The sequence below is a fragment of the Bacillus sp. 5w2 genome, from assembly GCF_054353775.1.
This window is the reverse complement of sequence record NZ_JBTIWT010000026.1, coordinates 1-24,115: the sequence shown is the minus strand read 5'-3', so window position 1 is coordinate 24,115 and position 24,115 is coordinate 1. Positions and strand designations below refer to the sequence as shown.

General features: G+C 34.8%; 22 protein-coding genes, 1 other RNA gene, 1 riboswitch and 1 other annotated feature. Of the genes, 3 read left to right on the top strand and 20 right to left on the bottom strand.

Features of this window, described 5'->3' with window-relative positions; genetic code table 11:
• Positions 1 to 230 precede the first annotated feature (230 nt).
• From tyrS to ACXY7N_RS27600, 5 genes are all read right to left on the bottom strand, one after another.
• Positions 231 to 1,493, bottom strand: coding sequence for a tyrosine--tRNA ligase (tyrS, locus tag ACXY7N_RS27620; RefSeq protein WP_016085629.1), 1,263 nt, complete (start codon positions 1,491 to 1,493; stop codon positions 231 to 233).
• A 51-nt stretch (positions 1,494 to 1,544) separates the two neighbouring features.
• Positions 1,545 to 1,760: a binding site (T-box leader), on the bottom strand.
• 105 nt (positions 1,761 to 1,865) lie between these two features.
• A complete protein-coding gene (gene murB, locus ACXY7N_RS27615) occupies positions 1,866 to 2,783 on the bottom strand; it encodes a UDP-N-acetylmuramate dehydrogenase (RefSeq protein ID WP_016085628.1) in 918 nt (305 codons plus the stop codon).
• A gap of 389 nt (positions 2,784 to 3,172) precedes the next feature.
• Positions 3,173 to 3,568, bottom strand: a complete 396-nt coding sequence (locus tag ACXY7N_RS27610; protein ID WP_000573647.1) for an SET domain-containing protein — start codon at positions 3,566 to 3,568, stop codon at positions 3,173 to 3,175.
• Between the two features lie 211 nt (positions 3,569 to 3,779).
• A complete protein-coding gene (locus ACXY7N_RS27605; protein WP_016136930.1) occupies positions 3,780 to 5,282 on the bottom strand; it encodes a DUF4077 domain-containing protein in 1,503 nt (500 codons plus the stop codon).
• Between the two features lie 27 nt (positions 5,283 to 5,309).
• On the bottom strand, positions 5,310 to 6,368 hold the full coding sequence (locus tag ACXY7N_RS27600; protein WP_016135986.1) for an endonuclease/exonuclease/phosphatase family protein: 1,059 nt from the start codon (positions 6,366 to 6,368) through the stop codon (positions 5,310 to 5,312).
• 217 nt (positions 6,369 to 6,585) lie between these two features.
• Positions 6,586 to 6,645: riboswitch (Fluoride riboswitch) on the top strand.
• Positions 6,646 to 6,699: 54 nt separating this feature from the next.
• Here ACXY7N_RS27600 and crcB (ACXY7N_RS27595) point away from each other — a divergent pair.
• Both crcB (ACXY7N_RS27595) and crcB (ACXY7N_RS27590) read left to right on the top strand, forming a co-directional pair.
• Entirely contained in the window at positions 6,700 to 7,104 is a 405-nt protein-coding gene (gene crcB / locus ACXY7N_RS27595) for a fluoride efflux transporter CrcB (RefSeq protein ID WP_016135987.1), read from the top strand.
• A complete protein-coding gene (crcB, locus tag ACXY7N_RS27590) occupies positions 7,101 to 7,457 on the top strand; it encodes a fluoride efflux transporter CrcB (protein WP_454497723.1) in 357 nt (118 codons plus the stop codon). The genes crcB (ACXY7N_RS27595) and crcB (ACXY7N_RS27590) overlap by 4 nt, the downstream gene beginning before the upstream one ends.
• A 32-nt stretch (positions 7,458 to 7,489) precedes the next feature.
• Here crcB (ACXY7N_RS27590) and ACXY7N_RS27585 read toward each other — a convergent pair whose 3' ends face one another.
• The 13 genes from ACXY7N_RS27585 to ACXY7N_RS27525 all read right to left on the bottom strand — a co-directional run bounded on the left by ACXY7N_RS27585 (position 7,490) and on the right by ACXY7N_RS27525 (position 20,921).
• A complete protein-coding gene (locus ACXY7N_RS27585) occupies positions 7,490 to 7,735 on the bottom strand; it encodes a DUF3947 family protein (RefSeq protein WP_098412657.1) in 246 nt (81 codons plus the stop codon).
• A gap of 63 nt (positions 7,736 to 7,798) precedes the next feature.
• A complete protein-coding gene (locus ACXY7N_RS27580) occupies positions 7,799 to 8,011 on the bottom strand; it encodes a DUF3955 domain-containing protein (protein ID WP_016085623.1) in 213 nt (70 codons plus the stop codon).
• Between the two features lie 176 nt (positions 8,012 to 8,187).
• On the bottom strand, positions 8,188 to 9,381 hold the full coding sequence (locus tag ACXY7N_RS27575; RefSeq protein ID WP_141533919.1) for an MFS transporter: 1,194 nt from the start codon (positions 9,379 to 9,381) through the stop codon (positions 8,188 to 8,190).
• Positions 9,382 to 9,386: 5 nt separating this feature from the next.
• Complete coding sequence (locus ACXY7N_RS27570) at positions 9,387 to 10,934, bottom strand: ABC-F family ATP-binding cassette domain-containing protein (protein ID WP_098412655.1); 1,548 nt, start codon at positions 10,932 to 10,934, stop codon at positions 9,387 to 9,389.
• Positions 10,935 to 11,370: 436 nt separating this feature from the next.
• Positions 11,371 to 11,886 (bottom strand): spermidine N1-acetyltransferase, encoded by a 516-nt coding sequence (speG, locus tag ACXY7N_RS27565; RefSeq protein ID WP_016085620.1) that lies wholly within the window; start codon positions 11,884 to 11,886, stop codon positions 11,371 to 11,373.
• 140 nt (positions 11,887 to 12,026) lie between these two features.
• Positions 12,027 to 12,431 (bottom strand): phosphate-starvation-inducible protein PsiE, encoded by a 405-nt coding sequence (psiE, locus tag ACXY7N_RS27560; RefSeq protein WP_016085619.1) that lies wholly within the window; start codon positions 12,429 to 12,431, stop codon positions 12,027 to 12,029.
• Between the two features lie 49 nt (positions 12,432 to 12,480).
• The gene (locus ACXY7N_RS27555) at positions 12,481 to 13,437 is read right to left on the bottom strand and encodes a nuclease-related domain-containing protein (RefSeq protein WP_016085618.1); all 957 of its coding nucleotides are present in this window, start codon (positions 13,435 to 13,437) and stop codon (positions 12,481 to 12,483) included.
• A 497-nt stretch (positions 13,438 to 13,934) separates the two neighbouring features.
• Positions 13,935 to 15,473, bottom strand: coding sequence for an anthrolysin O/cereolysin O family cholesterol-dependent cytolysin Alo (alo, locus tag ACXY7N_RS27550; RefSeq protein ID WP_000576724.1), 1,539 nt, complete (start codon positions 15,471 to 15,473; stop codon positions 13,935 to 13,937).
• Between the two features lie 452 nt (positions 15,474 to 15,925).
• Positions 15,926 to 16,678: an iron ABC transporter ATP-binding protein gene (locus ACXY7N_RS27545; RefSeq protein ID WP_016085615.1), complete on the bottom strand. Its 753-nt coding sequence runs from the start codon at positions 16,676 to 16,678 to the stop codon at positions 15,926 to 15,928.
• On the bottom strand, positions 16,675 to 17,739 hold the full coding sequence (locus ACXY7N_RS27540; protein WP_016085614.1) for an iron chelate uptake ABC transporter family permease subunit: 1,065 nt from the start codon (positions 17,737 to 17,739) through the stop codon (positions 16,675 to 16,677). The genes ACXY7N_RS27545 and ACXY7N_RS27540 overlap by 4 nt, the downstream gene beginning before the upstream one ends.
• Positions 17,736 to 18,752: an ABC transporter permease gene (locus tag ACXY7N_RS27535; RefSeq protein ID WP_016085613.1), complete on the bottom strand. Its 1,017-nt coding sequence runs from the start codon at positions 18,750 to 18,752 to the stop codon at positions 17,736 to 17,738. The genes ACXY7N_RS27540 and ACXY7N_RS27535 overlap by 4 nt, the downstream gene beginning before the upstream one ends.
• A 19-nt stretch (positions 18,753 to 18,771) precedes the next feature.
• The gene (locus ACXY7N_RS27530; RefSeq protein WP_016085612.1) at positions 18,772 to 19,785 is read right to left on the bottom strand and encodes a siderophore ABC transporter substrate-binding protein; all 1,014 of its coding nucleotides are present in this window, start codon (positions 19,783 to 19,785) and stop codon (positions 18,772 to 18,774) included.
• Positions 19,786 to 20,243: 458 nt separating this feature from the next.
• Entirely contained in the window at positions 20,244 to 20,921 is a 678-nt protein-coding gene (locus tag ACXY7N_RS27525; protein WP_016085611.1) for a response regulator transcription factor, read from the bottom strand.
• A gap of 808 nt (positions 20,922 to 21,729) precedes the next feature.
• Between ACXY7N_RS27525 and ACXY7N_RS27520 the strand changes: the two genes are divergently transcribed.
• A complete protein-coding gene (locus ACXY7N_RS27520; protein WP_001125076.1) occupies positions 21,730 to 22,680 on the top strand; it encodes a nucleoside hydrolase in 951 nt (316 codons plus the stop codon).
• Between the two features lie 348 nt (positions 22,681 to 23,028).
• On the opposite strand, the gene ssrA is transcribed toward ACXY7N_RS27520, so the two are convergent.
• Both ssrA and smpB read right to left on the bottom strand, forming a co-directional pair.
• Positions 23,029 to 23,383: a transfer-messenger RNA gene (gene ssrA, locus ACXY7N_RS27515) on the bottom strand.
• 125 nt (positions 23,384 to 23,508) lie between these two features.
• Complete coding sequence (gene smpB, locus ACXY7N_RS27510) at positions 23,509 to 23,976, bottom strand: SsrA-binding protein (RefSeq protein WP_001123922.1); 468 nt, start codon at positions 23,974 to 23,976, stop codon at positions 23,509 to 23,511.
• Positions 23,977 to 24,115: the final 139 nt, after the last annotated feature.

Sequence of the window (24,115 nt, the reverse complement as noted above, 5' to 3'; positions counted from 1 at the left end):
TCCCGCATTATCGGGCAGTAAAAGTCCGATTGGTTCAACTAATAATCAGTGGGGATCAACCCCTCCCACTGATTAAAGTTTCACTTTATCCGTAATTTTCTCTAACTTATTTATTCGGCAGAAGAATAATATAACCCTTTTAATTATCTAAATTTACTGATTATTTTACATCTAAATTATGTATACGAAAGGATGGAAGTATTGTTCCTACTCCCATCCTTTCACACAAACTATTCTCCTAACTTCACAAGGCTGTAGTTCTTCTTCCCTTTACGGATAATAATAAATCGTCCATCAAATGAATTTTCTACAGTTACATCCGTACCCACATCTGTTACTTTTTCACCATTCATAGAAATCGCACCATTATTAATGTCTTCGCGTGCTTGTCGTCTAGATGGTTCAATTCCTAAATCAACTAGCCATTCTACGATGTTTTTCGTTTCTTTTGAAGACTCGAATGTTGGCATCTCTTTAAAGCCTTGTTCAATTTCATCGGCTGTTAACGATTTAATATCTCCGCTAAACAACGCTGCTGTAATTTTCACCGCTTGCAATAATGCTTCTTCTCCATGAACGAATTTCGTCATTTCTTCTGCTAATACTTTTTGTGCTTCACGCTTATGAGGCTCTGTTTCTACCTTCGCTGCCAATTCATCAATGCGCTCCTTCGTTAAGAACGTAAAGTATTTCAAGTATTTAACGACATCACGGTCATCTGTATTCACCCAGAACTGGTAAAATTCAAACGGTGTTGTTTTTTCAGAATCAAGCCAAACCGCACCACCTGCTGATTTACCGAACTTCGTACCATCTGATTTTAATAATAACGGAATCGTTAATCCGAACACTTTCGCTTCGTGCCCTTCTAACTTACGAATTAAATCTAATCCACTCGTAATATTTCCCCATTGGTCACTACCACCAATTTGCAGTTGTACATCTTCTTTCGTGTATAAATGATGGAAATCCATCGCTTGCAAAATTTGGTACGTAAATTCCGTGAAAGAAATCCCTGTATCTAAACGACTTGCTACAATGTCCTTCGCTAACATGCTATTAATGCTAAAGTTTTTCCCGTAATCACGTAAAAACTCAATAATGTTTATTTCATGTGTCCAGTCGTAGTTATTTACCATCTTCACTTCGCTATTTCCGCCAAAATCAAATAGCTTTTTCATTTGCGCTGTTAACGCATCTACATTATGCTGAACCACTTCTAACGTTTGAAGTTGACGCTCTGATTGTCGTCCACTCGGATCACCAATTGTTCCTGTTGCCCCGCCAATTAAAATAACAGGATGATGGCCAGCTAACTGGAATCTCTTCATCATCATAAACGGAATCAAATGTCCGATATGCATACTATCACCAGTCGGATCCACTCCGCAGTATAGTGAAATCTTTTTCTCATCTACTAGCTTACGTAAACCTTCTTCGTCCGTCTGTTGATTAATGGCGCCGCGCCATTCTAATTCATCAATAATATTCATCTTTTGTCATCCCCTCTATTTTTTGAAAACAAAAAGTCCCTATGTCTATGACATAGGGACGATGATTCACCGTGTTACCACCCAGTTTGTATAAATAGCATAGCTACTCATACCACTCTTAGCAATAATATCGATTGCCAATCCGCTTAGCATTACCTAAGATACTCCAGAGTGTAATTCGCAAGTTTGTTTGTGCTAGGTTCCAGCAACCCCTAGCTCTCTCGTTAACAGTGACAAACTGCTACTGGGCTCTTTCAACGTATGTTATTTGTTAAATTATTAGCCATTATATTGAATTGAAAACAAATTGTCAACAATACCCAAATATTATTTCAAAATAATTCATACTTTTATACACTTTTAATTCAAAGATTACTGTAGATCTTCCCCAATAATCCTTACTTCTCGCTCTAACTTCACGCCAAATTTCTCTTCAACGGTCTTTTGTACAAAGTGAATTAAATCAATGTAATCTTGTGCTGTTCCGTTATCAACATTCACCATAAATCCAGCGTGTTTTAGAGAAACTTCCACTCCACCAATTCGCTTACCTTGTAGTCCTGATTCTTGAATCAATTTACCAGCAAAGTTATTCGGTGGGCGCTTAAATACACTACCACATGAAGGATATTCTAGAGGTTGTTTTGACTCACGTTTAAACGTTAAATCATCCATTTTTTCTTTAATTTCTTCACGTACACCTTCTTCAAGTTCAAATCTCGCTTCAAGAATAATGTAATGGTTGTTTGCAAATACACTCTTTCGATATCCAAATTCAAATGCTTCTTTCGTCAAAGTACGTAGCTCTCCATCACCTGTCATTACAACAGCTTCTGTTAATACAAACGATACTTCCCCCCCGTAAGCACCAGCATTCATATATAATGCTCCGCCAACTGAACCTGGAATACCACAAGCAAACTCAAGACCCGTTAAATTATGATCTAATGCAATACGTGATACGTCAATAATTGCTGCACCACACTGTGCTACAATCGTCGTTCCTGTTACAGTCACACCTGTAATGTGAATTAAACTTACTGTAATTCCGCGAATTCCACCGTCTTTAATGATGACATTCGATCCATTTCCTAAAAACGTAACTGGAATATTATATTCGTTAGCATATTTGATAACTTCTTGAATTTCATCATAATTCGTAGGCGCAACAAATACATCTGCTTTTCCGCCAACTTTAATATGCGTATGATTCTTTAACATTTCATCTTGTTTAACATGACCTTCAGGCAATACCGTACTTAAATATTTATAAACCTCTTGCATATTCATTTTACGATTCCTCTATTTCTATATTCTTTTTATCCCGTTATACGGGCCCATAATATCCCCACGTACATGAAATGAACCTAAAGTGGTGGATACAGTGTACCCAAAATCAATTCGAGACACCTATAAACCTCTTAATTTATAAGAGGTGCCACTCATATTAAAATATATATTGCATAATAAAGCAACCCAAATGGGCTACTAAACCTGACATGTCATCAGAAAGACAACAATTTGTAAAATATATTACTTTTTCAAAACACTATCCTTCAGTATCTTACTATACCACACGAAAATAAAGTGGTATTTTTTTGTAATCTTTACTTTATTTTCATCAATAAAAAAGATGCTTTTACCTATGTAAAAGCATCCCTTTTATTACTTATTGTAAATTACTTTTCGTTCTCTTCTTTTTCTTTATCAAACCATAACAGCTCGTCATTATCAACTTCACCATTATAATTGATTAAGATTTCTTCTCCCGCTTTTATATCCTTATAAGCGAAGAAGTTAAACGTATGGTTCTCGAAGACAATATCATACGTTGCATTTGGTTTATATGAATGATTAAATAACATACCGTATCCTAAAAGGATTGCCGTATGATTGATCCCATACTCAAATGCGTAATCAGCAAGTAACGTTTTCTCAATGTGTTCATGCTGTTCATTCGGATAAGAGATAACTGGTGCTGCGTGTATCAACTCACCTTTTTTAATATCACGAGTTGCAAATACACCTCTATTAAATTCTCCATCACTAAGTTCAGAAGTCTTAACTTCGATCATATGCGTCACCTATATAATTCTTTCTTTGAAGTATTTTAATTCCGCTATTTGCGGGGTTCAACTAATAATTAGTAGCGTATAGCCCCACTAATTAAAGTCTCACTTTATCTCCTTAAGCTTGGCAGAAAACGCGCAGAAAAGCAATTAAATTCCTATCAAGTATTCGTTTAAATGAAAAAGAGCACACATGATGTGCCCTTTTCAACCGATATTACTTTTCTAAAATATCTTCTAGCAACTTCACTTGCTCGCTAACAGTATGTAACGTCTTCACTGATGTATCATTTCGATGTTTTTCTTCTTCCACACTCGCTAACACTTCTTCCGTAGCCGCAGAAGTTTGCTGGATTACGTTAGAAGCATGTGTAACATCCTTTACGATATTCGTCGTTTTAACTTGGAAATTTTCTTGATGATCAACAATCTCTCTCATTACATCATTAATTGTATCAATAAACTTCCCTAAATCCGTTACGTTTGTTAAAACGCTTGCTAGCATTTCGTTACATTCTTCTTGTACTCTTTCTGATTTTTCTACTTGCACTTCTACCTTACTCGCTTGATTACTAAACTCCTTCAAAATCCCTTGAATTCTCCCCGCAGAATGATTCGATTCTTCGGCAAGCTTTAATACTTCATTCGCTACAATAGCAAATCCTTTTCCATGCTCGCCTGCTCTTGCCGCTTCAATATTTGCATTTAAAGCTAGCAAACTCGTCTGACTGGAAATATTCGTTATTACATCTACAATTTCATTAATTTGCTTCGATTGCATCATTAAATCTCTAAATATAATTCCTGATTGTGAAACAACATCATTTAAACTTCTCATATTCGCTTCAAAATCTCGTAAAGTATGTACACTACCCTTTGAAATCTCTAAACTTTCATCCACACGAATCGATGCATTTCTTACTTGAGAAATGATTTGTTCAATATTCCCCTCCATATCATTCAATACTTCTACCGAACGATGCATCATCTCTGATTGTGATTGCGTGCCAACTGCCACCTCTTCAAAAGCGAAATTAATTTCACTCATCGACTCCATCGATGTATTCATATTTTGTCTTAAATGATTGAAATTACTATCTAGTTTCACCACAGTTTCCTCAATAAGTCTTTGCGTTTCTTCTAGCTCCTGAGCTTTCCTCATTACTTCTTGCTTCTCATCACTTAAACGAGCTAACAGATTAGAGCCAATCTTCGTTACGCCCCACATTGCGATCGTTACGATCGCTAACAAACTCGCGAAGTTTGCAGCTTCAGATGCCGCTGTATAAGCAAAAAATTGCTCCGGCCAATAACTACAAAGAATAAATGTGATAACAACCGCCACTCCGCCGAGAATGATAACGAGACGTTCACTTAAATAAATAAGTGAAACTGCTAGTGTAAAGTAGACCATTTGAAATACAGCTGGGCTTTCATTAAAAGCTTGTACCATAATGAAAGACATCATAAGCAACATAAATGTCATGATGTATTTATACATTGATTCCATACTTTTTATAAAAGTAAAAAACGTCCCAAATACAACAACAGAAATACCACAAACCCAAAACGCTATTGCTCTCTCCGTAAAAATATATCCGTAATACCCAATCGCGATTATTCCAAGGAAGAAACTACAAATCGTGATAAACAGTAATAAATGATTTTTCTGTGATTCTTTCTCAAGGTTAGAAAAACAAGTTCTCTTTAACCACTCCATATATGAAGCCCCACCTTCTGCACTTAATTACTTCAGCTTAAATACCGCACTTACTGGGTTATGATCGCTATTTTCAAACTTTAAATCTTTCCCTTGTACATTTACAATTTCCACATTTGGTGAAACGATAAAGCCATCAATAATCGTGACAAAGTTTTCACCTTCTACATACTTCTTCACATCATCTCTCACCGTCATAACAGACGGATCTACAGCCCACTTAAAGCCTCCATCAGTAAAGTCCTTCGGTAACTCTACTAACCACTCAGGACGCTCTTTCACAAACTTCGGATCACTTAATTGAACGTCAGAAAGCAATTGATTCCAATCTCCGCCCATTATTACGTAATCACCATTTTTATAATGCTTGTTCATATATTCTTTTAAATACTCTACTTGCTGTTTTCTAATTTTCCCGCCTTCGTCATACGCAGACAAATGTAAGTTTACAAGTCTAACATACTTTCCATTATTAACAGGGATTGTATATTCAACAATCGCTCGATCTAAATCGAATAAACGCTTTGGCCAAGGTTCCATTCCAGGAAGCTGGAATCTCTTCGCTGTTTGAACCGTATATTTAGAAAACGTACTTAACCCGGCCTCCGCATATCCCATTGGACTTGTAATTGGTACAGGGACCCATTTTGTGTCATAGTTCTTTCCGAACGACGAAGCATAATCAGGTAATCCATTTTTCAAAAATTCATGCCCATTCACATCAAAAGATCGCAGTGATTTTATATCAACTTCTTGTAATAACGCAAAATCACTATTCTCATTTTGTAAAAACGAAAGCATATTCTTTAAGTTCACTTCAGTCTGTTCTTTACTACTAGAACCAGAACCCTTTCCTCCGTCCATAAAGAAGTCTTGGTCCTTATCTAATCCACCATATCCAATATTAAATGTTGTAACTTTAAATTCATTTCCTGTCGCTAATACGCGCTCTTTATTATTTTCCACCTTCAAACTTACAACATCAGCAGGCTGTTCTTTAGTAAGTGTCATATACCCTAAAAAACCACCGACAACTCCCACCCCTACTAAAATACATATAAGTACTATTTTTAATAATTTCTTCAAATAAACGCCCCTTTTCTAAAACACCCAACTTAATTATCTTTATTTTCAGTTAACTAAAACTGAATGACAGACATACGAAATATTTTATCACATTGAAAACCCTATATCACTATATTTAGTTTATAAGTAATAATTCTTGCTCTTAAATCATCAAAAGTACAAAATGCCCCAACTCCTTCACTGGAAATCCAACGCAATGTTTAGTACACTATATGTAATAATTATAGGCGATGGAGTTCGCCATAAACGCTGCTTAGCTAATGACTCCTACCAGTATAACTACTGGTAGGAGTCTATTTTTTTGAGCAAGCTATTTAAAGAGGTGAGAAAATTGATTTATATTATCGTTGGCATTGCCGGTATATTAGGAGCCCTCTCTCGTTATTATTTAGGACTTACTATTCATACATTTTGGCATCATTCATTTCCATTAGCTACATTACTTATTAACTTAGCCGGCTGCTTCTTATTAGCGTGGCTAACTACCTATATAGCTCGGCGAAACATCTTGCCGTCAGAGATTATCACAGGCATTGGGACTGGATTCATTGGTTCCTTTACGACGTTTTCAACATTTAGTGTAGAGACTATTCAATTGATCAATCATTCTGAGTGGAGCATAGCCTTCTTATATGTATCATGCAGCATACTTGGTGGCCTCATTATGTCTGGACTTGGCTTTACACTAGGTGATTTCTTAATTAAGAAACATCTTACGGAAGGTGATCACTTATGATAGAAGCTTTATTAGTAGCAACAGGAGGATTTTTCGGTGCTATTACACGATTTGCAATTAGCAATTGGTTTAAAAAAAGGAATAAAACTTCATTTCCAATTGCTACGTTTCTCATTAATATAACAGGAGCATTTTTACTCGGATATATAATTGGTAACGGAGTCACTACAAATTGGCAATTATTATTAGGTACTGGATTTATGGGAGCGTTCACTACATTTTCAACATTTAAGCTAGAGTCCATTCAGCTCTTCAATCGTAAAAACCTTGGCATACTATTTCTATATTTAAGTGCTACTTACATAATTGGTCTCCTCTTCGCATTCCTTGGAATGAAGCTAGGCGGAATATAAAAAAGAAAGCGACTCTGATCAGTCGCTTTCTTTCATAAGAAGTATGTCCCGCCATATGGAATGGAAAATAAACCTGCTGGATGCACATCGTAATGTACAATTTGCATAGGCGGCTGCGCATACGGCATATACTGACTTTGCATCATTTGCGCTACTTGTGCTTGTTGCTGCTGCATTTGAATGGCCTGATGATACACAGCATGCATAGTCCCTTGCGCTCCTGCCAGCGTAATAGCTGCTCCCACTTGTCTACCACTATAAAAATAATGATTCATCATGATTCAGCTCACTTATTATTTTTCTTACATATAGTATGTTTCTATTTCATAGTGAGTGTTTTATCATACTGTCTTTTTTCGAAGCACCGAGAAAAGAGCCACGCACAAAACCAAAACAATTCCAGTAAAAGTAAATAAATATGCTAACGGAATTAAGAAAAATGGCTCCACTAAAGTTCCATCTGGTTTCACTTCAGAACCAATTATATTAAACATGATGATGCATAACACTCCTAAAAATATTGGACTAGAAGCTAGTAAGTATTTTTTCTTCATCTTATATTCTCCTCTATTCGTATAATCTTTTGATTAGTTAACATCATATTACTCAAAATAACATTAATGGTCAATAATTATTTATTGTAAAACGATAAATAATTATTGACCAAAACGAAAAAAAGGTTTGTTAAGGCATCTTAAATCGCCTCGCAAACCTTTTCAAACATAAATATTTACACTTCAAATCTCTTACTTACTACAACATAAATCGCACATAATAGCACGAATATCCCAGCATAAATTAACAAAATTTCTACACTAAACATATCAGCCAATGGGCCAAATATGATCATTCCTAAAGGAAGCGCGCATGAATTAGCGATTTGTACAACACTAAACATACGCCCATGCATAGAAGGTTCTACTTTTTCCTGCAATAACACAGTAACTGGTGTATTGAAGCACGGCATTGTTATACCAATTAAAAAATTAAATACTAAATACATAATAAATATGGGTGCAATTCCTAGTCCAATCATAAGCAGTCCATACAACGCACAAGCTAGCGCTGTTGTATGCATACGATTACGGAAACCACCCCATGCCGCAATTAATACGCCACCAGCTGCTGCCCCCGCACTAAAAGTCATCTCACTAGCAGTAAGTCTCCACATTTCTGCACCGAAGGAACGAGTTACCATTAAAGGGGTTAAAAAGGCAGCTGGACTTATTAAAATCATGACAATGATTAATAAAACGAGTAGCCTTTTAATACATACATTTTCTTTTAAATAAGCAAAACCTTCTTTTATGCCTTGTAGATTAGATTTTTGCTTACTCTCTGCATTCACATGTCTCTCCACTTGAATAATAAACATAATACTAATTCCAATCATAGCCGTAATAACATCAATAAAAAATGTCGTTTCAATGCTAGCAATAGAAAGAATTGCAGCACTTGCTGCTGGAGAAAGAAACATAATTAAAGATGTAATACTGCTATTTATCCCATTTACTTTCATAAGATGATCTTTCGGAACGATTTGTGGGATTAACGCATTCACAGCTGGCGTTTGTACCCCTGTCCCAGCTGAACGAATAAGTAGTACGATAAAAAGTAACCAAATACTTTTATATCCTGTTAAAAATAAACCTGCTAAAACTAACGTAGCAATTGCTATAACCCCGTCCGATAACATAATCATCTTTTTACGGTCATAACGATCAATCCAAACACCTGCAAACAAAGATATCGCAATTTGTGGTAGGAAACCACAAACGGTTGAAATGGTCAACATTAACCCTGACGATGTTGTTAAGGTGATATACCATATAATCGCGTATTGCACGAGAGAGGAACCGAACAACGAAATCGTTTGAGCGGTCAAAAATATAATAATTTTCTTTTTCCAATCATTTTTACTCATATGTTTCACACCCCCTTAACTAATCCTGTCTCTATATTAAAAATACTATCTGCCCAATCAAGATAAAAACTTGCTTCGTGAGATACGAGTATAACGCTCCCCTTAAACTGTATTAACGCCTTTTGCAAAGCTTCCTTCGCTTCTGCATCTAGGTGATTTGTCGGTTCATCTAAGATTAAGAAATTACAAGGTGATAATAATAATCCGCATAATTTAACCTTTGATTGTTCACCACCACTCAACGTACGAATTTCTTGTGAAACATGAGTATCCTTCACACCACATGCAGCTAAATGATGACGTATTTCCTTCGTATTCAGTTTTGGAAATCGTTCCGCAATAATTTGAAGCGGCGTTAAAGAATCATTACTCCAATTTAAATCTTGCTCATAATATCCCATCTTTATTTGCTCTGAAAAATGAAATTCTCCAGAAATACTAGAAATAATACCCATGATTGTTTTTAATAAAGTAGATTTCCCTACTCCATTGAACCCTGTAATAACAAATTTTTGCCCACCCATTACTGAAAAATTCAATTTTGGTAAAAGAGCAAAATCGTAACCAACTTCAAGGTTATTTACTTCAAGAACTGTCTGAACAGAAATAGGAAGTTCCTGAAAATGAATAGACGGTTTATGAGTAAAACTTGGCGGCGCAATTCTTTCCATACGCTGCAACTGCTTTCTACGTCCTTGTGCTATTTTGGAATTCACTCCAGCAATGTTTCTACGAATATACTCTTCCGTTTTTTCAATTTTCTTTTGCTGTGCATCATATTGGCGAATATAATCTTTTCGTAAATGCTCCTTTTGTCTTACAAAATCTGAGTATTTGCCGTAATACTTCTTCACCGTTCCAAACTCTACATCACATATGCAAGAAGTTACTTTTTCTAGAAAATCAAAATCATGTGATACTACAATAAACGCCCCTTCAAAATTCATTAAATAATTAGCAAGCCATTCAACATGCTCTTTATCAAGAAAGTTTGTCGGTTCATCTAGTAATAAAATATTAGGCTCTTCTAATAAAAGCTTTGCTAAAATCACCTTTGCCCGTTGTCCTCCGCTTAATTCACCAATAACACAATCCATCCCAATAGCGTCAATACCTAAACCGGCTGCCACCTTATTTATTACGCTGTCTACCGAATAAAAATCGCGAGCCTCAAGCTGCTCTTGTATTTCAGCTGCTTTCAATAGTTGATTCTCATCTCCAGTCATCGCACTTTCTTCATATAACGTATTCATCCTCTTTTCCATTTCAAACAAATCATAAAAGGCTCGCTTTACATATTGTGCAATGGTATAGCTCCCATCAATTTCTGCATATTGATCAAGATGTCCAATTTGAATATTAGGTTGCCACTTAATGCTCCCCTTGTCAGAAATAATTTCCCCCACCAATATTTTCATTAATGTGCTTTTTCCTGCACCATTCTGCCCAACAATCCCCATATGTTCTCCTTTATGCAAATCAAAAGAAGCATTTTCGTATAATGCTTTATCTATAAAACTATGTGATAAATTTTCAACTTTAAGTAAACTCATTTTTATTCCTCTTTTCCTGAAATTAAAAAAAGCAGAGAGATAGCGTCATTCGACACTAGCCCTCTGCTTCGTGGTTTTTCCCATACTACTCCAATTTACAGTAAAAGTTCATTGGAATAATATACACAAAGGGCCATAGACAAAGCATTGTCTATGGCCCTTAATCTATTTTATACATCAGCTGAAAAACCATAACGAAACAAGCATAGGTAAACTATACTTTTTTCGAAAAGTTATTCAGCCGATGAATATAGGGGATTTATGCCCCTTGATTAAGCTCCGTACAACGCTTCACCGTATACATTTGTGCGGAGCAAAGTTTTCTAATGAGTTTTACAAATTTTATATAAAGCATGTTCTGCACCTTCCTTAATACTTAAAAGGGATTTTAGCATACAGTTTTACGAAGCGTCAACATTACTTCCAAATCATTCAACTACTTGCTTTCAAAATATTCCTTCTGAAACATGCACATTCTTATCGCATTATGATAGTTACCATCCACGAAAAACTCGTCGAGAAGTTCACCTTCTACCATAAATCCAACTTTTTTATAAACATGTACTGCTTTTTCATTTTCCTTATCCACCACTAAATAAAGTTTATGCATATTTAATACAGAAAAAGCGTAATCCATCGCTAAACGCGTCGCTTCCGCTGCATAACCATGTCCTTGATAATTCGGATCAATAATAATTTGGAATTCAGTTCTTCGATGAATATAATCGATTTCCACTAACTCGACTAATCCAACCATCTCATTATCTTTCTCCAGGATAAAACGGCGTTCACTTTGATCATGGATATGTTTATCATATAAATCCTGTAGTTCTACAAAAGCTTCATACGGCTCTTCAAACCAATACGACATAATATGTGCATTATTATTAAGTTCGTGTACAAACTTTAAATCTTCCCGTTCTAAAGGACGTAACTTCAATTCCTGACTCATTGCTATAACCTCCAAGTAAAAGAAACCTCTTCACTTAATTTCTCAATTTTTTTCAATTTCAAACGCCCTATTTTCATTGTAAACTTTCAAGTAACTTGAAGGTCAAGACATAAAAAGTAGTGCAAGCTACGCCTGCACTACTACTCTTTTCTCAAATCTCTCATATTCGATATGTATAAAGCAATAACTAAAACAAGAATGGATCCCGCATATAATAACGTCTCCATCGGTTTCTCATGAGATACGATAATTAATCGAATTAATGCCGTAATTCCAATATAAATAAAATAACGTAACGGGAAATGATAATTCGATTTGAAATACTTAATAATTAATGCGATAAACTCAAAGTATAAGAAGTAGACAATGATGCTTTCAACTAATTTATAGGACGTATACTTCTTCGCTGAAAATATGTATTGAATAAATGTGATTGTCTCGTTAATTAAAAAGATCGATAAGACAATGGACAATATAATTAGAGCTATATTTAATATCCACTGTAAAACACTCGCGATAAAATGATCGATATTAAATGATTTCATTTTCACATTAAACTCCCCTTCGTATAAGTACGTATTTATTATAGCAAAATTATGATTGGAGGTGTGTTAAATCATAGGTTCGTCCTTTGTTGTTGCCGGTGTAGGGAAGATTTAGTGTGTGGAGAATTCTGTTTACAATCATACCCGATGAAACATGTAGAAACTCTTTCAAATTACCGTTCGTACATGTCGTACTAATGAGCAATGCATAATCTCGTATAGCATCCTCATGTGCCACTTTTGAAAAATCTTTACAACTTGTACAACGCCAGCCTTTCTTCACTTTAACCATTGGAATAACTAAGCATTTCTCACATTGTACTCCATTTAGCAACTCCTCTTTTTCTATTTTATATTGCTCAAGTATATTTTGTTGAAGTGGAGAATGCTCCATTATTATTTGATGAATGAGCCTATCTACATTATCTATAACTTTTCTCTTATATTTACTTTCAAACCACTTTATTTTATGAGGTAAATTTGCACTGTGAATAATTGTATGAAGAAGATTGTCATCTGAAGATTTTATAATGGTACGAGGCGAGCTAATAACAACGAGGGACTCAATTGGACAACTAGAAGAAAATCCATGTAAGCTTAACCATTTCTTAAGTTGTATTTCTTGCCTTTTTATTTGTAAAACCGGATCTGGGAATCCCTCTGAATTTCCTTCTGTTATTCGGATAAGTTGATTGAACTTTGCATCAAACAGTAATGTACCTGCTATATTTTTTATCTCAAGAAAAAGAAGAAATTTTGTGGAAAGGATAATAGTATCAATTTGAAAGTATTGATCATGATTAGATAAGCGAACATCATGTAAAATACTATACTCTTTCTCAGAAATAAAACTAAGTGGATAATCAATCGCTTGCTCCCCTTTATACCCCGCCATGTGTTTTGCCAAGTTTTCTCCAATTAAATTTCGTTTCGGATGATGTACAGGTAACCTTCTAAGAAGTGCTTCTAACTGTCTTATATAAATCGGCATTTTTCGTTCTTTCACAATCACCTCAAACACCCCTTTACAAATATATCAACGATTTTTTCAATATATCAATCATAACTCGCAATATATCAACGATTTTTCCAATATATCTATCACAACTCACAATATATCAACGATTTTTTCAATATATCGATTAGTCGACAATATTCTACACTACCTCACTCCAATCACCCACAGCATATCCTAAAAAAACACCATCAGCAAAAACTTAAAATCGCATTTCCTCATAACAAAAAACCATAACCCCGCACTTTTAGCAACACTTGTCCAAGTAATAGGAATTTCATTTCAATCCATTTTACGTGAAGAAGTAAATCGACGCCGATTAACTATATGAGGAATTACATTATTAATCAGTGGGGGTTTTGTTCATCCCCCACCTAACTTCTTTGCTTTCGCTGAATTTTGAGGTGGGGGTCTTACTGCCCGTTAATGCGGGATAAAATTTGTGACTAAGTAAAAAAGCGCCCTAGCTATAGGGCACTTTTTTATACTTAATGATTAATACTAGCTGTTGGGTATAATGTTGTTCCTCCAATTGAAACTTTTATTTCATTTGTTAATGGAACATTTTGTTCATTAATAATTGTTCTCCACCATTCCCATGCAAGACCTGTACATTCTCTTGCTACGACCTTTATATTTTTTGAATTTGGTGGGAGAGGGATAACTGTAGAGTAATGAGCCGTTTTGTCTTTTCCGCTACCATCCCATGTTTTATGTGTTAGTACTTCATTACCCTTTTGGTCAAATGTGAATTCATCCCAAGATACATCAAATTGAGCAACGTAAGCACCGTAATGATCAAGTGTCATTTTAGCACTTGAATATTCTGTAGTTGTCGTTTCAATATAATCTGTATTGTTATGAACAGCAGCAGTTGCATTATCTTTTAAGAAAGTACTTGTATATGAAATTGGGTATGCTGGATTTTTAAGACTTAATTCAGCATTATCTTTAATGATATTTCGGATTTCATTGAAATCTTTAGTAACAACCTTGTTATGCTCTTTCGCATCTCCGCCTAATACTACAGCAGTAAAGGTACTTTCTTCAAAAATATCTTTGTACTGTCCACTCGTTTCGACGCTGTTATTCTTAAGTAGGGCTTTAAATGCAGCTTGTACATCTTTGCTCTTAGATGTTGTTTCTAATTTTACATAAACAGTTCTACCATAAGCTACATTTGAGACCATAACAGGTGGAGCCGAATTACTTACACCTTTACGAGTTAACTCACCAAAAGTAACACTATTATCAAAAAGATCGGATGGATTGTTAGGTAGTTCAGCACTTACGGTATAAAATATTTGCTTATATGCCGCTACCATCACTTTTTTCTCTCCATTTGCAACCGCATTAAAATCAATGTTTAGACTGTTATCAAGATATTTAGCGTTAACGTTAAGGGCACTTGCGATTTGTGATTTACTATAAACCATAGATTCTGTATACTGCATTCTTGCAGGTAACGTATGTGTTTTAGAATACTTTTCATTCCAAGTAGATACTAAATCATCTACTGCTCCAGCCACATTACCATATGTCGGATTTTGGACAGTAATTGTATTTTCTTTTCTCATGCCAGGTAAGTCTATACTAATATTCAAAGGCTTTCTCTTCGCCACTAATAAACTAGGTTGATTGTCTGCAAAAGCTTTATTTGCAAGTTGTACCGCTCCTGGATACGTGCGATTCACTACAGAATCAATAATTGAAATATCGACTGGTGACGTTGTAAGTGATTTTTTCTCGCGTTCCACTACTACAAATTTACCATTTGAATTGATACTTTCTTTCGGAACAAAACTCTCTACTTTATCACCATTTACAGCTAAAACCTCTTGATTATTATATTTAAGATTTGCTATACCAGTATCAATGCCACTAGCATTTTTGGTTACATCAGTTGCATTACTGGCTTGTGTTTCTGCGAAGGAAATAGATGAATAATTAATAGTGCATAGACTAACTAATAAACATGCAAGGAACTTTCTTCTTTTAGTGTTTTTCTTAATATTCAGAAAAATCACCCCGTTCTTTTTTTAGTAAGATATGATAATGATTGATAAATGATAGCTAACTAATACACTTACATAAATGCTTTTAAAAGTTCTTGAATTAACGGGATTACGCCACCTACAAATTTCAAAACTGCCATTGCGATTTCCATATTATTTCCTCCTTTTTATTGCTACGAAAATGTGATTTATCTTTATGCCCTCATTATAGTGACCCCTTACACTTTTATCAATACACTCTGATATGCAATATTACATATAAAAGAAACAGGATGAATTCTTTTAAAAAGTTATACAGAGATATTTTTTTTCGCTTGGTAGATACTTGAAAAGGTGAAGCATTCTTTTGCATTTTATGAGTAATCACATAAAAAAAGCTGCTGCCTATAAACTACAGACAGCAACTTCAACTAGAGTAACTTGCATAATCTACACAAGCTACAGTATTTTTTTACATTTTATAACTAATAAACAGCGATTGGACCATAAGGACCATTGATAATTTCTATTTTTGTTTCAAAAATATCTGTCAAAATTGTTGGGTCCATAACCTCTTCTACTGTTCCAAAAGCAGCAATTTGTCCATCTTTCATAGCACAAATTTTGTCAGAATATTTAGCTGCAAAATTTATGTCATGCATAACCGTCAAAATTGTTCTTCCAAATTCATTAGCCGCACGTCTCAAATGCTCCATCATTTGAACAGAACGAGCGACATCAAGGTTGTTCAGAGGCTCGTCCAACAGTACATATTCAGTCTCTTGGCACAATACCATCGCTACATATGCCCTTTGTCTTTGACCACCAGAAAGCTCATCTAAATATCTATTCTCTAAATTAGTTAAATCTAAGAAATCGATATATTTAGAAATGATAACCTCATCTTCTTTCGTTAATCTTCCCTTTGAATAAGGAAAGCGCCCAAATCCAACTAATTGTCTAACAGTAAGCCTAGTTACAAAATGATTTTCTTGTCGCAATATAGTCAAAACTTTTGCTAAGTCTTTTGATTTGGATTCAGAAACATCCATATTTGCTACTTGAATTTGACCTTCATCCATATCTAAAAGTCTTCCAATCATCAAAAGTGTCGTGGACTTTCCGGCGCCATTTGGTCCAATTAAAGAAGTAAAGCCTGCTTTTGGTATTTCAATATCCAAAGGTCCTATTTTTACCTTATCAGTATAGAACTTTTTAACATTATCAATTTTTATCATAAAGCCCTCTTCCTTAAAACTATAGTTAAGAATATAATTCCACCAAATAATTCAATAATAACTGAAACCACGCCTTGAGCATGGAATACATGATACATTAAAAAGTATGCACTCGTCATTATTAAAAATCCTATTGCAAAAGCCATTGGAAAAATGTATCTATGATCATACGTTGACGCCGCCTGATAACTCAAAGTTGCTACTAAAAAGCCGTAGAAAGTAAGTGGCCCGATTAAAGCTGTTGAAATGGACATTAAAATAGCTACTAATACAAGCGTATAAATTACACTAGGTTGATATTTAACTCCAAAAGAAGTAGCAACATCCTTTCCTAGTGACAAAACATTCAAATTCTTAGAATGAGCAAAAATTAATACCGCTACAATTATAATCATAGGAATTACAACAGGAAAATAAGCAGGATCTGCATGATTAACAGAACCAAATAATCTCGCTTGTAAAATATCAAATTCTGAAGGCGCAAGTAGTTTTCTCATGAAAGTTGACACAGAATTTAGCCCGGTACCAATAATAATTCCAACTAAAAGCATAAGTTGTAAATTCCCGTATTTACCGGAAAGTAACCATCCATAAAGTATCAAACTCATGAAGACCATAACAACGACTTGAAATAAAAATGATCCAATTCCATTAAAATTGAGCAATGCACTAGCACCAAAGAAGAATATTGTACTCGTTTGAATTGCTGAATAAAGTGATTCGAAACCTAAAAGTGAAGGAGTAATAATCTTATTATTCGTAATAGATTGGAAAGCAACTGTCGATAAGCTATGGCAAACTGCAGCAATAATCATTGCAACAATAGCTACTATTCTTCTCTTAACAACTGGAATAAAAGAAGGTGAATCTATCGGAACTGGGTTGTTATAAACTAAAAGTCCATATGAAGAAAGGAGACCTAAAGCAATCAATGTTACCAGTACAATCCAATAACGTCTTGCTTCCTTCTTAGAACGAAAAGCACTAGCTGATCTACTTTCATTATGAAGGCTAGAATCGATTTCGACATTTTCTTTATTTCTATAATCTAATGTGATCATCGCAGCCTCCTTGGTTTTCTTCGTCTCAATAGAATAGTAATAAACACGACTGCCCCCACTGTTGCAAGTATTAAAGAAACAGGTACTTCAAATGGCTTTATAATTGTTCGAGAAATGATGTCACAGACAGTGATTGTCCCCATTCCGATCACACATACCCAAGGTAAATTACTCCTAAGATCATCCCCTCTAAACATGGAAACAATGTTTGGAACAATTAATCCCAAGAAAGGTAAGTTTCCAATAACAGCTGCAACAATTCCAACAGCAACAGAGATAAGGCCAGTCCCAAAAAGAACAATTCTATTGTAATTAACTCCAAGGCTTGTTGCGACATCTTCTCCTAGTCCAGCTAAAGTCAATCTATTAGCATACATAAAAATAAGCACAGTAATGATAACAATCAGCCATAAATATTCATATCTTCCCACCTGAATGTTAGCAAATGAACCTACAAACCAAGTTTCAATACTTTGCGTCATTTGAAACAGGAGTCCCAAAAAAGTAGACACTGCAGAAATAACTGCTCCAAGCATCAATCCGATAATCGGGACAATTAAAGACGAACGAAGTTTAACTCTTCTTAAAAATAGAAAGAAAATCATAGTTCCTATAAAAGAAAAAATGATTGCACCAGTCATTCTTTGAACTAAAGTCGGGGCAGGAAATAATAAATAGACAAAAAGCAGGCCTAAGCCTGACCATTCAATAGTCCCCGTTGTAGTAGGTTCAACAAAGCGATTCTGTGTAATTAATTGCATTACGAGCCCTGCCATCGCCATTGCAGCTCCAGTAAGCATTAATGCAACTGTTCTCGGAACACGAGTGATGAAAAACATCTCCATTCCGTCCTCTTGTCCACGTATATCATAAACTCCAGTAAACAGTGATATAATCCCTAAAATTATAACAATCATAATCGCTATTATAAAAGGTTTTGTCCATATTTTATTGTGATTATAAAACTGGGGTTGAGAAATATTCTCAACCCTAGAAATCATATTTTTTGACACTGTTTCGTACTCCTTTACACTACTTAGCTAAAGTTTTTGCGATATTTCCAAATAACTCTATATAAGTCTGAATTGATTCATTTGTGTAAGTATCTGCTGGTGCATAAATAACTTGTTTTTTAGAAACAGCAGTTGTGTTTTGAAGAGCTGGTGATTTAGAAATAACATCCTTAGCAGGAGCTGAAGTAGCAGCATCAGATGTTGCAGCATCACGATCTAATACGAAAAGCCAATCAGGATTTGTTTGTGCAATAGCTTCAACAGAAACGTCATCACCTTTATGACCTGCAGTAGAATTTGAAACTTCTAACGCTGGAGTCCAACCGAAAATTTCATACATTGGTCCCCAAACGCGACCAGAATGCGGAGCAGCAAAACCAATATTACCACCAGTAACGATAACACTCATAACTTTATCTTTTCCGTTATAAGCAGATTTTGCGTTTTCAATAGATTTATCAAAATCAGCTACTAATTGTTTAGCTTCTTTATCTTTATTAAAGATTTTTCCTAAAGTAACTGTAGAATCTTTAAGTCCTTTTACTAAGTTTTCGCCAGGCTTAGTAGCTTTCTCAGAGACATCAAAATTAAGATCAATAACTGCTGCATTTGGTACTAATTTTTTGATTTCTTCGTAATGGTCAGCAAATCTTTGACCAACGATTACAAGGTCAGGGTTTGCCGCTGCAATAATTTCAAGATTTGGTTCACGGTGATTCCCAATATTTTGAACTTTTTCATCCTTTTTATATGCTGAATCAGCAGGCATGATATCCTTTGGAGCAGCCGCTAATTTAATTCCCCAATCAGCTAAAGTTTCAAAAGTTCTATTATCTAAAGCAACTACATTCTTTGGATTTACAGGAACAGTAACCTTTCCATGTGCATCAGTGATTTCAACCGTTTTTGGCTTATCACTACCATTATCTTTAGTAGCCTTCGAAGTTTCTTTACCTGAATCTGAGCAAGCTACTAACATTAAAGTGAAAATTGCTAGAATACTTACTAATTTTAAAAGCATAGTTTTTTTCATACGTATACTCCTTATAATGTAATTTAGTTCGAAAATGATAAAGTCCATAGATTGAATTAGATAGTAACTGCTATTCACCTAAATCAATATTGATAATCATTTTCATTTGAACATCCTGTTAATTAGTATAGTCATTAATTCTGTGAAAATCTTGTGAATGGTGCGAATTAATAAAACCAAGCATAAATTGGATGCAAGAAGTAATATTTGAAGTCATGCATGTTGACTAACCATGATTTTCCCTACAAAACACCCCCATTACTAGCTAGTATTTTCATAATCTATTGCCTGATAGAAATATTCTTTTTACGTATTTTAATACTTCCCAGAAACTATTTGATTATTAGATTTAACAGAAAAAACGAGTAAAACTGAATGAAACAGTTTTACTCGTTTTTCTATTATGCTAGATATTGATTATTATGAAAAACTGTACGTTACCTATTATCTTATTTTTATCATTCAATCATTGAATAGCCCCTGCCATGTATCGTTTGAATATATCTGTCTTTCTTCTCACACTTTAACTTTTTTCTTACATATCCAATATATAAGTCTACTACATTTGGATTTACTACTATGTTATATCCCCAAACCTGATTCAAAAGCATTTCACGGCTCAATATTGTGTTTTTATTCTTGATTAAAAATACAAGTAAATCGTACTCGCGCTTAGTAAGCGAGAGATTTTCACCACTTTTTTTCACAATATTGCTAGATGCATCAACAAAGAGATCTTTAAACTGAAAAAAGCTTATCTCATTTTGCTGGATATAGTCACTTCTCCTTAAAATGGCTTGAACCCTTGCTACTAATTCTTCTTTCACAAATGGTTTTCTTATATAATCATCTGCTCCTGCTTGTAACCCTGCTATACAATCCTTGCTAGAAATATTGTCTGTCACAATAATGATCGGTGTCGTTTTAACAAGTCGTATTTGTCTGCAAATTTCTGGTCCGGATATACTTAATGAATCCCAATCCAATATGATAATATCCCAATCTTGTTCATATATTATATTTAAACCTTCGTTTTCATTGTGAAGTTTTAAAATGAAATGGCCTTCTTTCTTTAGACCGCTTACGATTTTCTTTGCTAAAGACCGTTCATTTTTAATTACTAACACCTGCCTCACCGATGGTTCACCTCTACTTCAATATAACTTAGTTAGATAAAAAATAATGTAAGATTTATAAATATTAAACTCCTAAAAAAAGCCATTATAACAGCTTATTAGGGGAACTCTATATAATCTTACAATAGATATGGATACGAATACAAAAGATATGAAGATTTAAATAAATATTATTTAATTATTAAGGTGCAGCTATAGTATCTACCTGATTATCATCAATAACTATTTCTTCATTTTCTGTTTCAGGGATACCGCCCCATCCCCATAACAAGATTTTTATCTTCTACAGTTATTTATGAGAGTACAGCCGAGATACGTATAATTTTAAGTATTAGTCTTGCTTTTTATCTATTTACAATAAAGTCTCTCTCTTGATCTATATGGGTTAACACGAATCACACAATTAAAAACACTTTGTTTTAAACGTCTTTATTGTAAATTAAACAACTTTATTATTTGTATACACCATTACCAGAAAAACTCCTTAAAAAATAGAAAAACAAATAACCAGTTCCTTAACATACAAGAAATCGATTATTTTGTATCTAAACGTACCATTTTCTTTTTTTGATATGATGAGCCCTAATGATATTGCCCAATCCGGTGTAAACTCCTCAATAGCAATGGATCTTTTCATATTTCTAATGCACCTTATGTATTTTACGCTTAAACATAATATTAAAATTAGATGAGCGAAGCCACGTCAAGTGAATAGAATTCACTCTTTAAGAATACATAAAATATATACACACAAGTTTAGCCTACTCATTAGTGAACATAGGATTCTATAAATTTTGGAGGAAGAGATATGCCAAAAAAGGTTCTCCTGTTTACAGATTTGGGAATTGATGATGCGTTTGCTATACTGTACACCTTTTTTCGTAAAGACATTCAACTTGTAGGAATTGTAGCCGATTATGGAAATGTATCAAGAGAAAATGTAATAAGAAATATTAACTATTTGAAGTACATTGCGGGAAGAGAAGAGATACCTGTATTCCTTGGTGCTTCTGTGCCGTTGACAGGTATATTGATTCAGTATTTCCCTGAGGTACACGGAAAAGTCGGATTAGGTCCTATTATTCCCCCTGAAATTCCATATCCAATTTACCCCTTAAATGATATTTATCAAATTATAGAATCAAATTTAGAAGATCTTACAATTATCAATTTAGGAAGACTTTCTTCGCTAGCCACGACTTTTGTATTGAATTTAGAAACAATGCGAAACGTAAGAGAATGCATTTGCATGGGGGGAGCTTTTTTCTATCCAGGTAACGTAACTGCTGTGGCTGAAGCTAATTTTTACGCAGACCCTTATGCAGCAAATTTAATTCTGCAGCATGCGAAGAACTTGACAATTATTCCTTTAAATGTGACACAACATGCGATTGTTACACCTGAAATGGTCCAGCAAATTGATACATTTCATCGGAATACACAAGATCTTGCAGGACTCATCATCAAGCCCATGCTAGACTATTATTATAATTTCTACTCCAAGTCTAATCCTGGTATAAGTGGAAGTCCTATGCATGATTTTGTAACAGTGTGGTATTTGCTAAATCAAGAGGCTGTTAGCCTTTCAAGAGTACCCATTAAAATAATTCCTGATCAAGGAGAAGGATTTGGTCAAAGCATTGCAGATTTTCGCTTTGTTGCTAATCCAGGCTATAAAATGCATAATGTTGCTTTTCAGTTTGATTATGAAAGATTCAAAAAGGATATTATGGAGACGTTCTTAAAGAAGAGAGTATAACATGCTTTATTAATTTCAGATAATAAGAATCACGCGAATAAAAATTCACTTTACTTAATGTACAGAAATTCGAATTTTTTAGGTTAAAATTCGCCTAGTAGGGATCCCCCACATGCCCATCGAACCAAAAAGATTATTTATTAGTTTTGGGGTATTTGCTTTTCCTATCTTGATTGTAATGTGGTCCTTAAAATGTAACAAGAAGCGTAAAATGGCTATTCTACGCTTCTTGTTACATTTTATTTTCGGAACCATAAGTTTGCCACAAACAAAAAGAACCATAACCTTGCCAATCCGGCAAAATTATGGTTCATATCATACAAAATAAAAAAACCACCAAATATGTATTGGTGGAGACGGTGGGAGTCGAACCCACGTCCAAAAATATCGGCACTTAAGCTTCTACGAGTGTAGTCGATATATTAGCATTTCGCGAACTCTTCAGCCTATCGACAGGCTTCCAAGTTGCTAGTCTGGTTGTTCTCTTCCTTTGTCCTCAGACGGCGAACTCCGGCGTAGTCCACTTAGTTTGAGTCCCTTACCCTACCACATGGACGATGGAGGGAGGAACCTTTAGTGCAATTAAGCAGCTAAAGAAAGATTGTTTTGTTTGCCAATTATAGGCTTTGACGTTTTAACGAGGCCGATCCCCTCGACTCGCAACCTAAGCTCGAACTATCCCTGTCGAATCCGTAACGTCCCCATGATAAAAATGGAGCATACGAAGAAAAATCGTGATAGCTACTAAGAGCTGTTTTTCAATGTGCAACAATCTTACATAAGTTATTATATCATACGCGCGCCGTTTTACAAATGTAAATATCTGTATTACATCTTTTGACGATCACGGAACGCGCGTGCAATTTCACGTTTTGCTTCTTTTTCTTTTAAATCGTTACGCTTATCATATTGCTTTTTACCTTTTGCTAAACCAAGTGCCATTTTCGCAAATCCATTTTTCAAATAGATTCTAACTGGAACTAATGCATAGCCTGTTTCTTTTGAAGCGCCCGTTAACTTCTCAATTTCTTTTTTATGAAGAAGTAACTTTCTCGTGCGAAGCGGATCATGGTTGAAACGATTCCCTTGCTCGTACGTACTAATATGCATATTATGAACCCATACTTCACCATTATGTACACGTGCAAACGCATCTTTCAAGTTCACGCGTCCAGCGCGAATCGACTTAATTTCCGTTCCTTGAAGGACAAGCCCTGCCTCGTATGTTTCTTCGATGAAATAATCATGAAATGCTTTTTTATTTTGTGCAATAACCTTACCTGTACCCTTTGGCATAAAACGTCCCTCCTCTATTTTTACTATTGTAACAAATGTTAATAAAAAGCGAAAGTGGCTCGCTTAGAATCTTTGGACATTGGAACTCCCGACAGAGAAGCGCTTTTTGCTTCGTTCGAGGGAGTGAAATGGCCGATAG

Bases quoted from the DNA above. Each gene is read 5' to 3' on its own strand.
- tyrS (WP_016085629.1), bottom strand. From the start codon at position 1,493: ATGAATATTATTGATGAATTAGAATGGCGCGGCGCCATTAATCAACAG.
- murB (WP_016085628.1), bottom strand. From the start codon at position 2,783: ATGAATATGCAAGAGGTTTATAAATATTTAAGTACGGTATTGCCTGAA.
- ACXY7N_RS27610 (WP_000573647.1), bottom strand. From the start codon at position 3,568: ATGATCGAAGTTAAGACTTCTGAACTTAGTGATGGAGAATTTAATAGA.
- ACXY7N_RS27605 (WP_016136930.1), bottom strand. From the start codon at position 5,282: ATGGAGTGGTTAAAGAGAACTTGTTTTTCTAACCTTGAGAAAGAATCA.
- crcB (WP_454497723.1), top strand. From the start codon at position 7,101: ATGATAGAAGCTTTATTAGTAGCAACAGGAGGATTTTTCGGTGCTATT.
- ACXY7N_RS27585 (WP_098412657.1), bottom strand. From the start codon at position 7,735: ATGATGAATCATTATTTTTATAGTGGTAGACAAGTGGGAGCAGCTATT.
- ACXY7N_RS27580 (WP_016085623.1), bottom strand. From the start codon at position 8,011: ATGAAGAAAAAATACTTACTAGCTTCTAGTCCAATATTTTTAGGAGTG.
- ACXY7N_RS27575 (WP_141533919.1), bottom strand. From the start codon at position 9,381: ATGAGTAAAAATGATTGGAAAAAGAAAATTATTATATTTTTGACCGCT.
- ACXY7N_RS27570 (WP_098412655.1), bottom strand. From the start codon at position 10,934: ATGAGTTTACTTAAAGTTGAAAATTTATCACATAGTTTTATAGATAAA.
- speG (WP_016085620.1), bottom strand. From the start codon at position 11,886: ATGAGTCAGGAATTGAAGTTACGTCCTTTAGAACGGGAAGATTTAAAG.
- psiE (WP_016085619.1), bottom strand. From the start codon at position 12,431: ATGAAATCATTTAATATCGATCATTTTATCGCGAGTGTTTTACAGTGG.
- ACXY7N_RS27545 (WP_016085615.1), bottom strand. From the start codon at position 16,678: ATGATAAAAATTGATAATGTTAAAAAGTTCTATACTGATAAGGTAAAA.
- ACXY7N_RS27540 (WP_016085614.1), bottom strand. From the start codon at position 17,739: ATGATCACATTAGATTATAGAAATAAAGAAAATGTCGAAATCGATTCT.
- ACXY7N_RS27530 (WP_016085612.1), bottom strand. From the start codon at position 19,785: ATGAAAAAAACTATGCTTTTAAAATTAGTAAGTATTCTAGCAATTTTC.
- ACXY7N_RS27520 (WP_001125076.1), top strand. From the start codon at position 21,730: ATGCCAAAAAAGGTTCTCCTGTTTACAGATTTGGGAATTGATGATGCG.
- smpB (WP_001123922.1), bottom strand. From the start codon at position 23,976: ATGCCAAAGGGTACAGGTAAGGTTATTGCACAAAATAAAAAAGCATTT.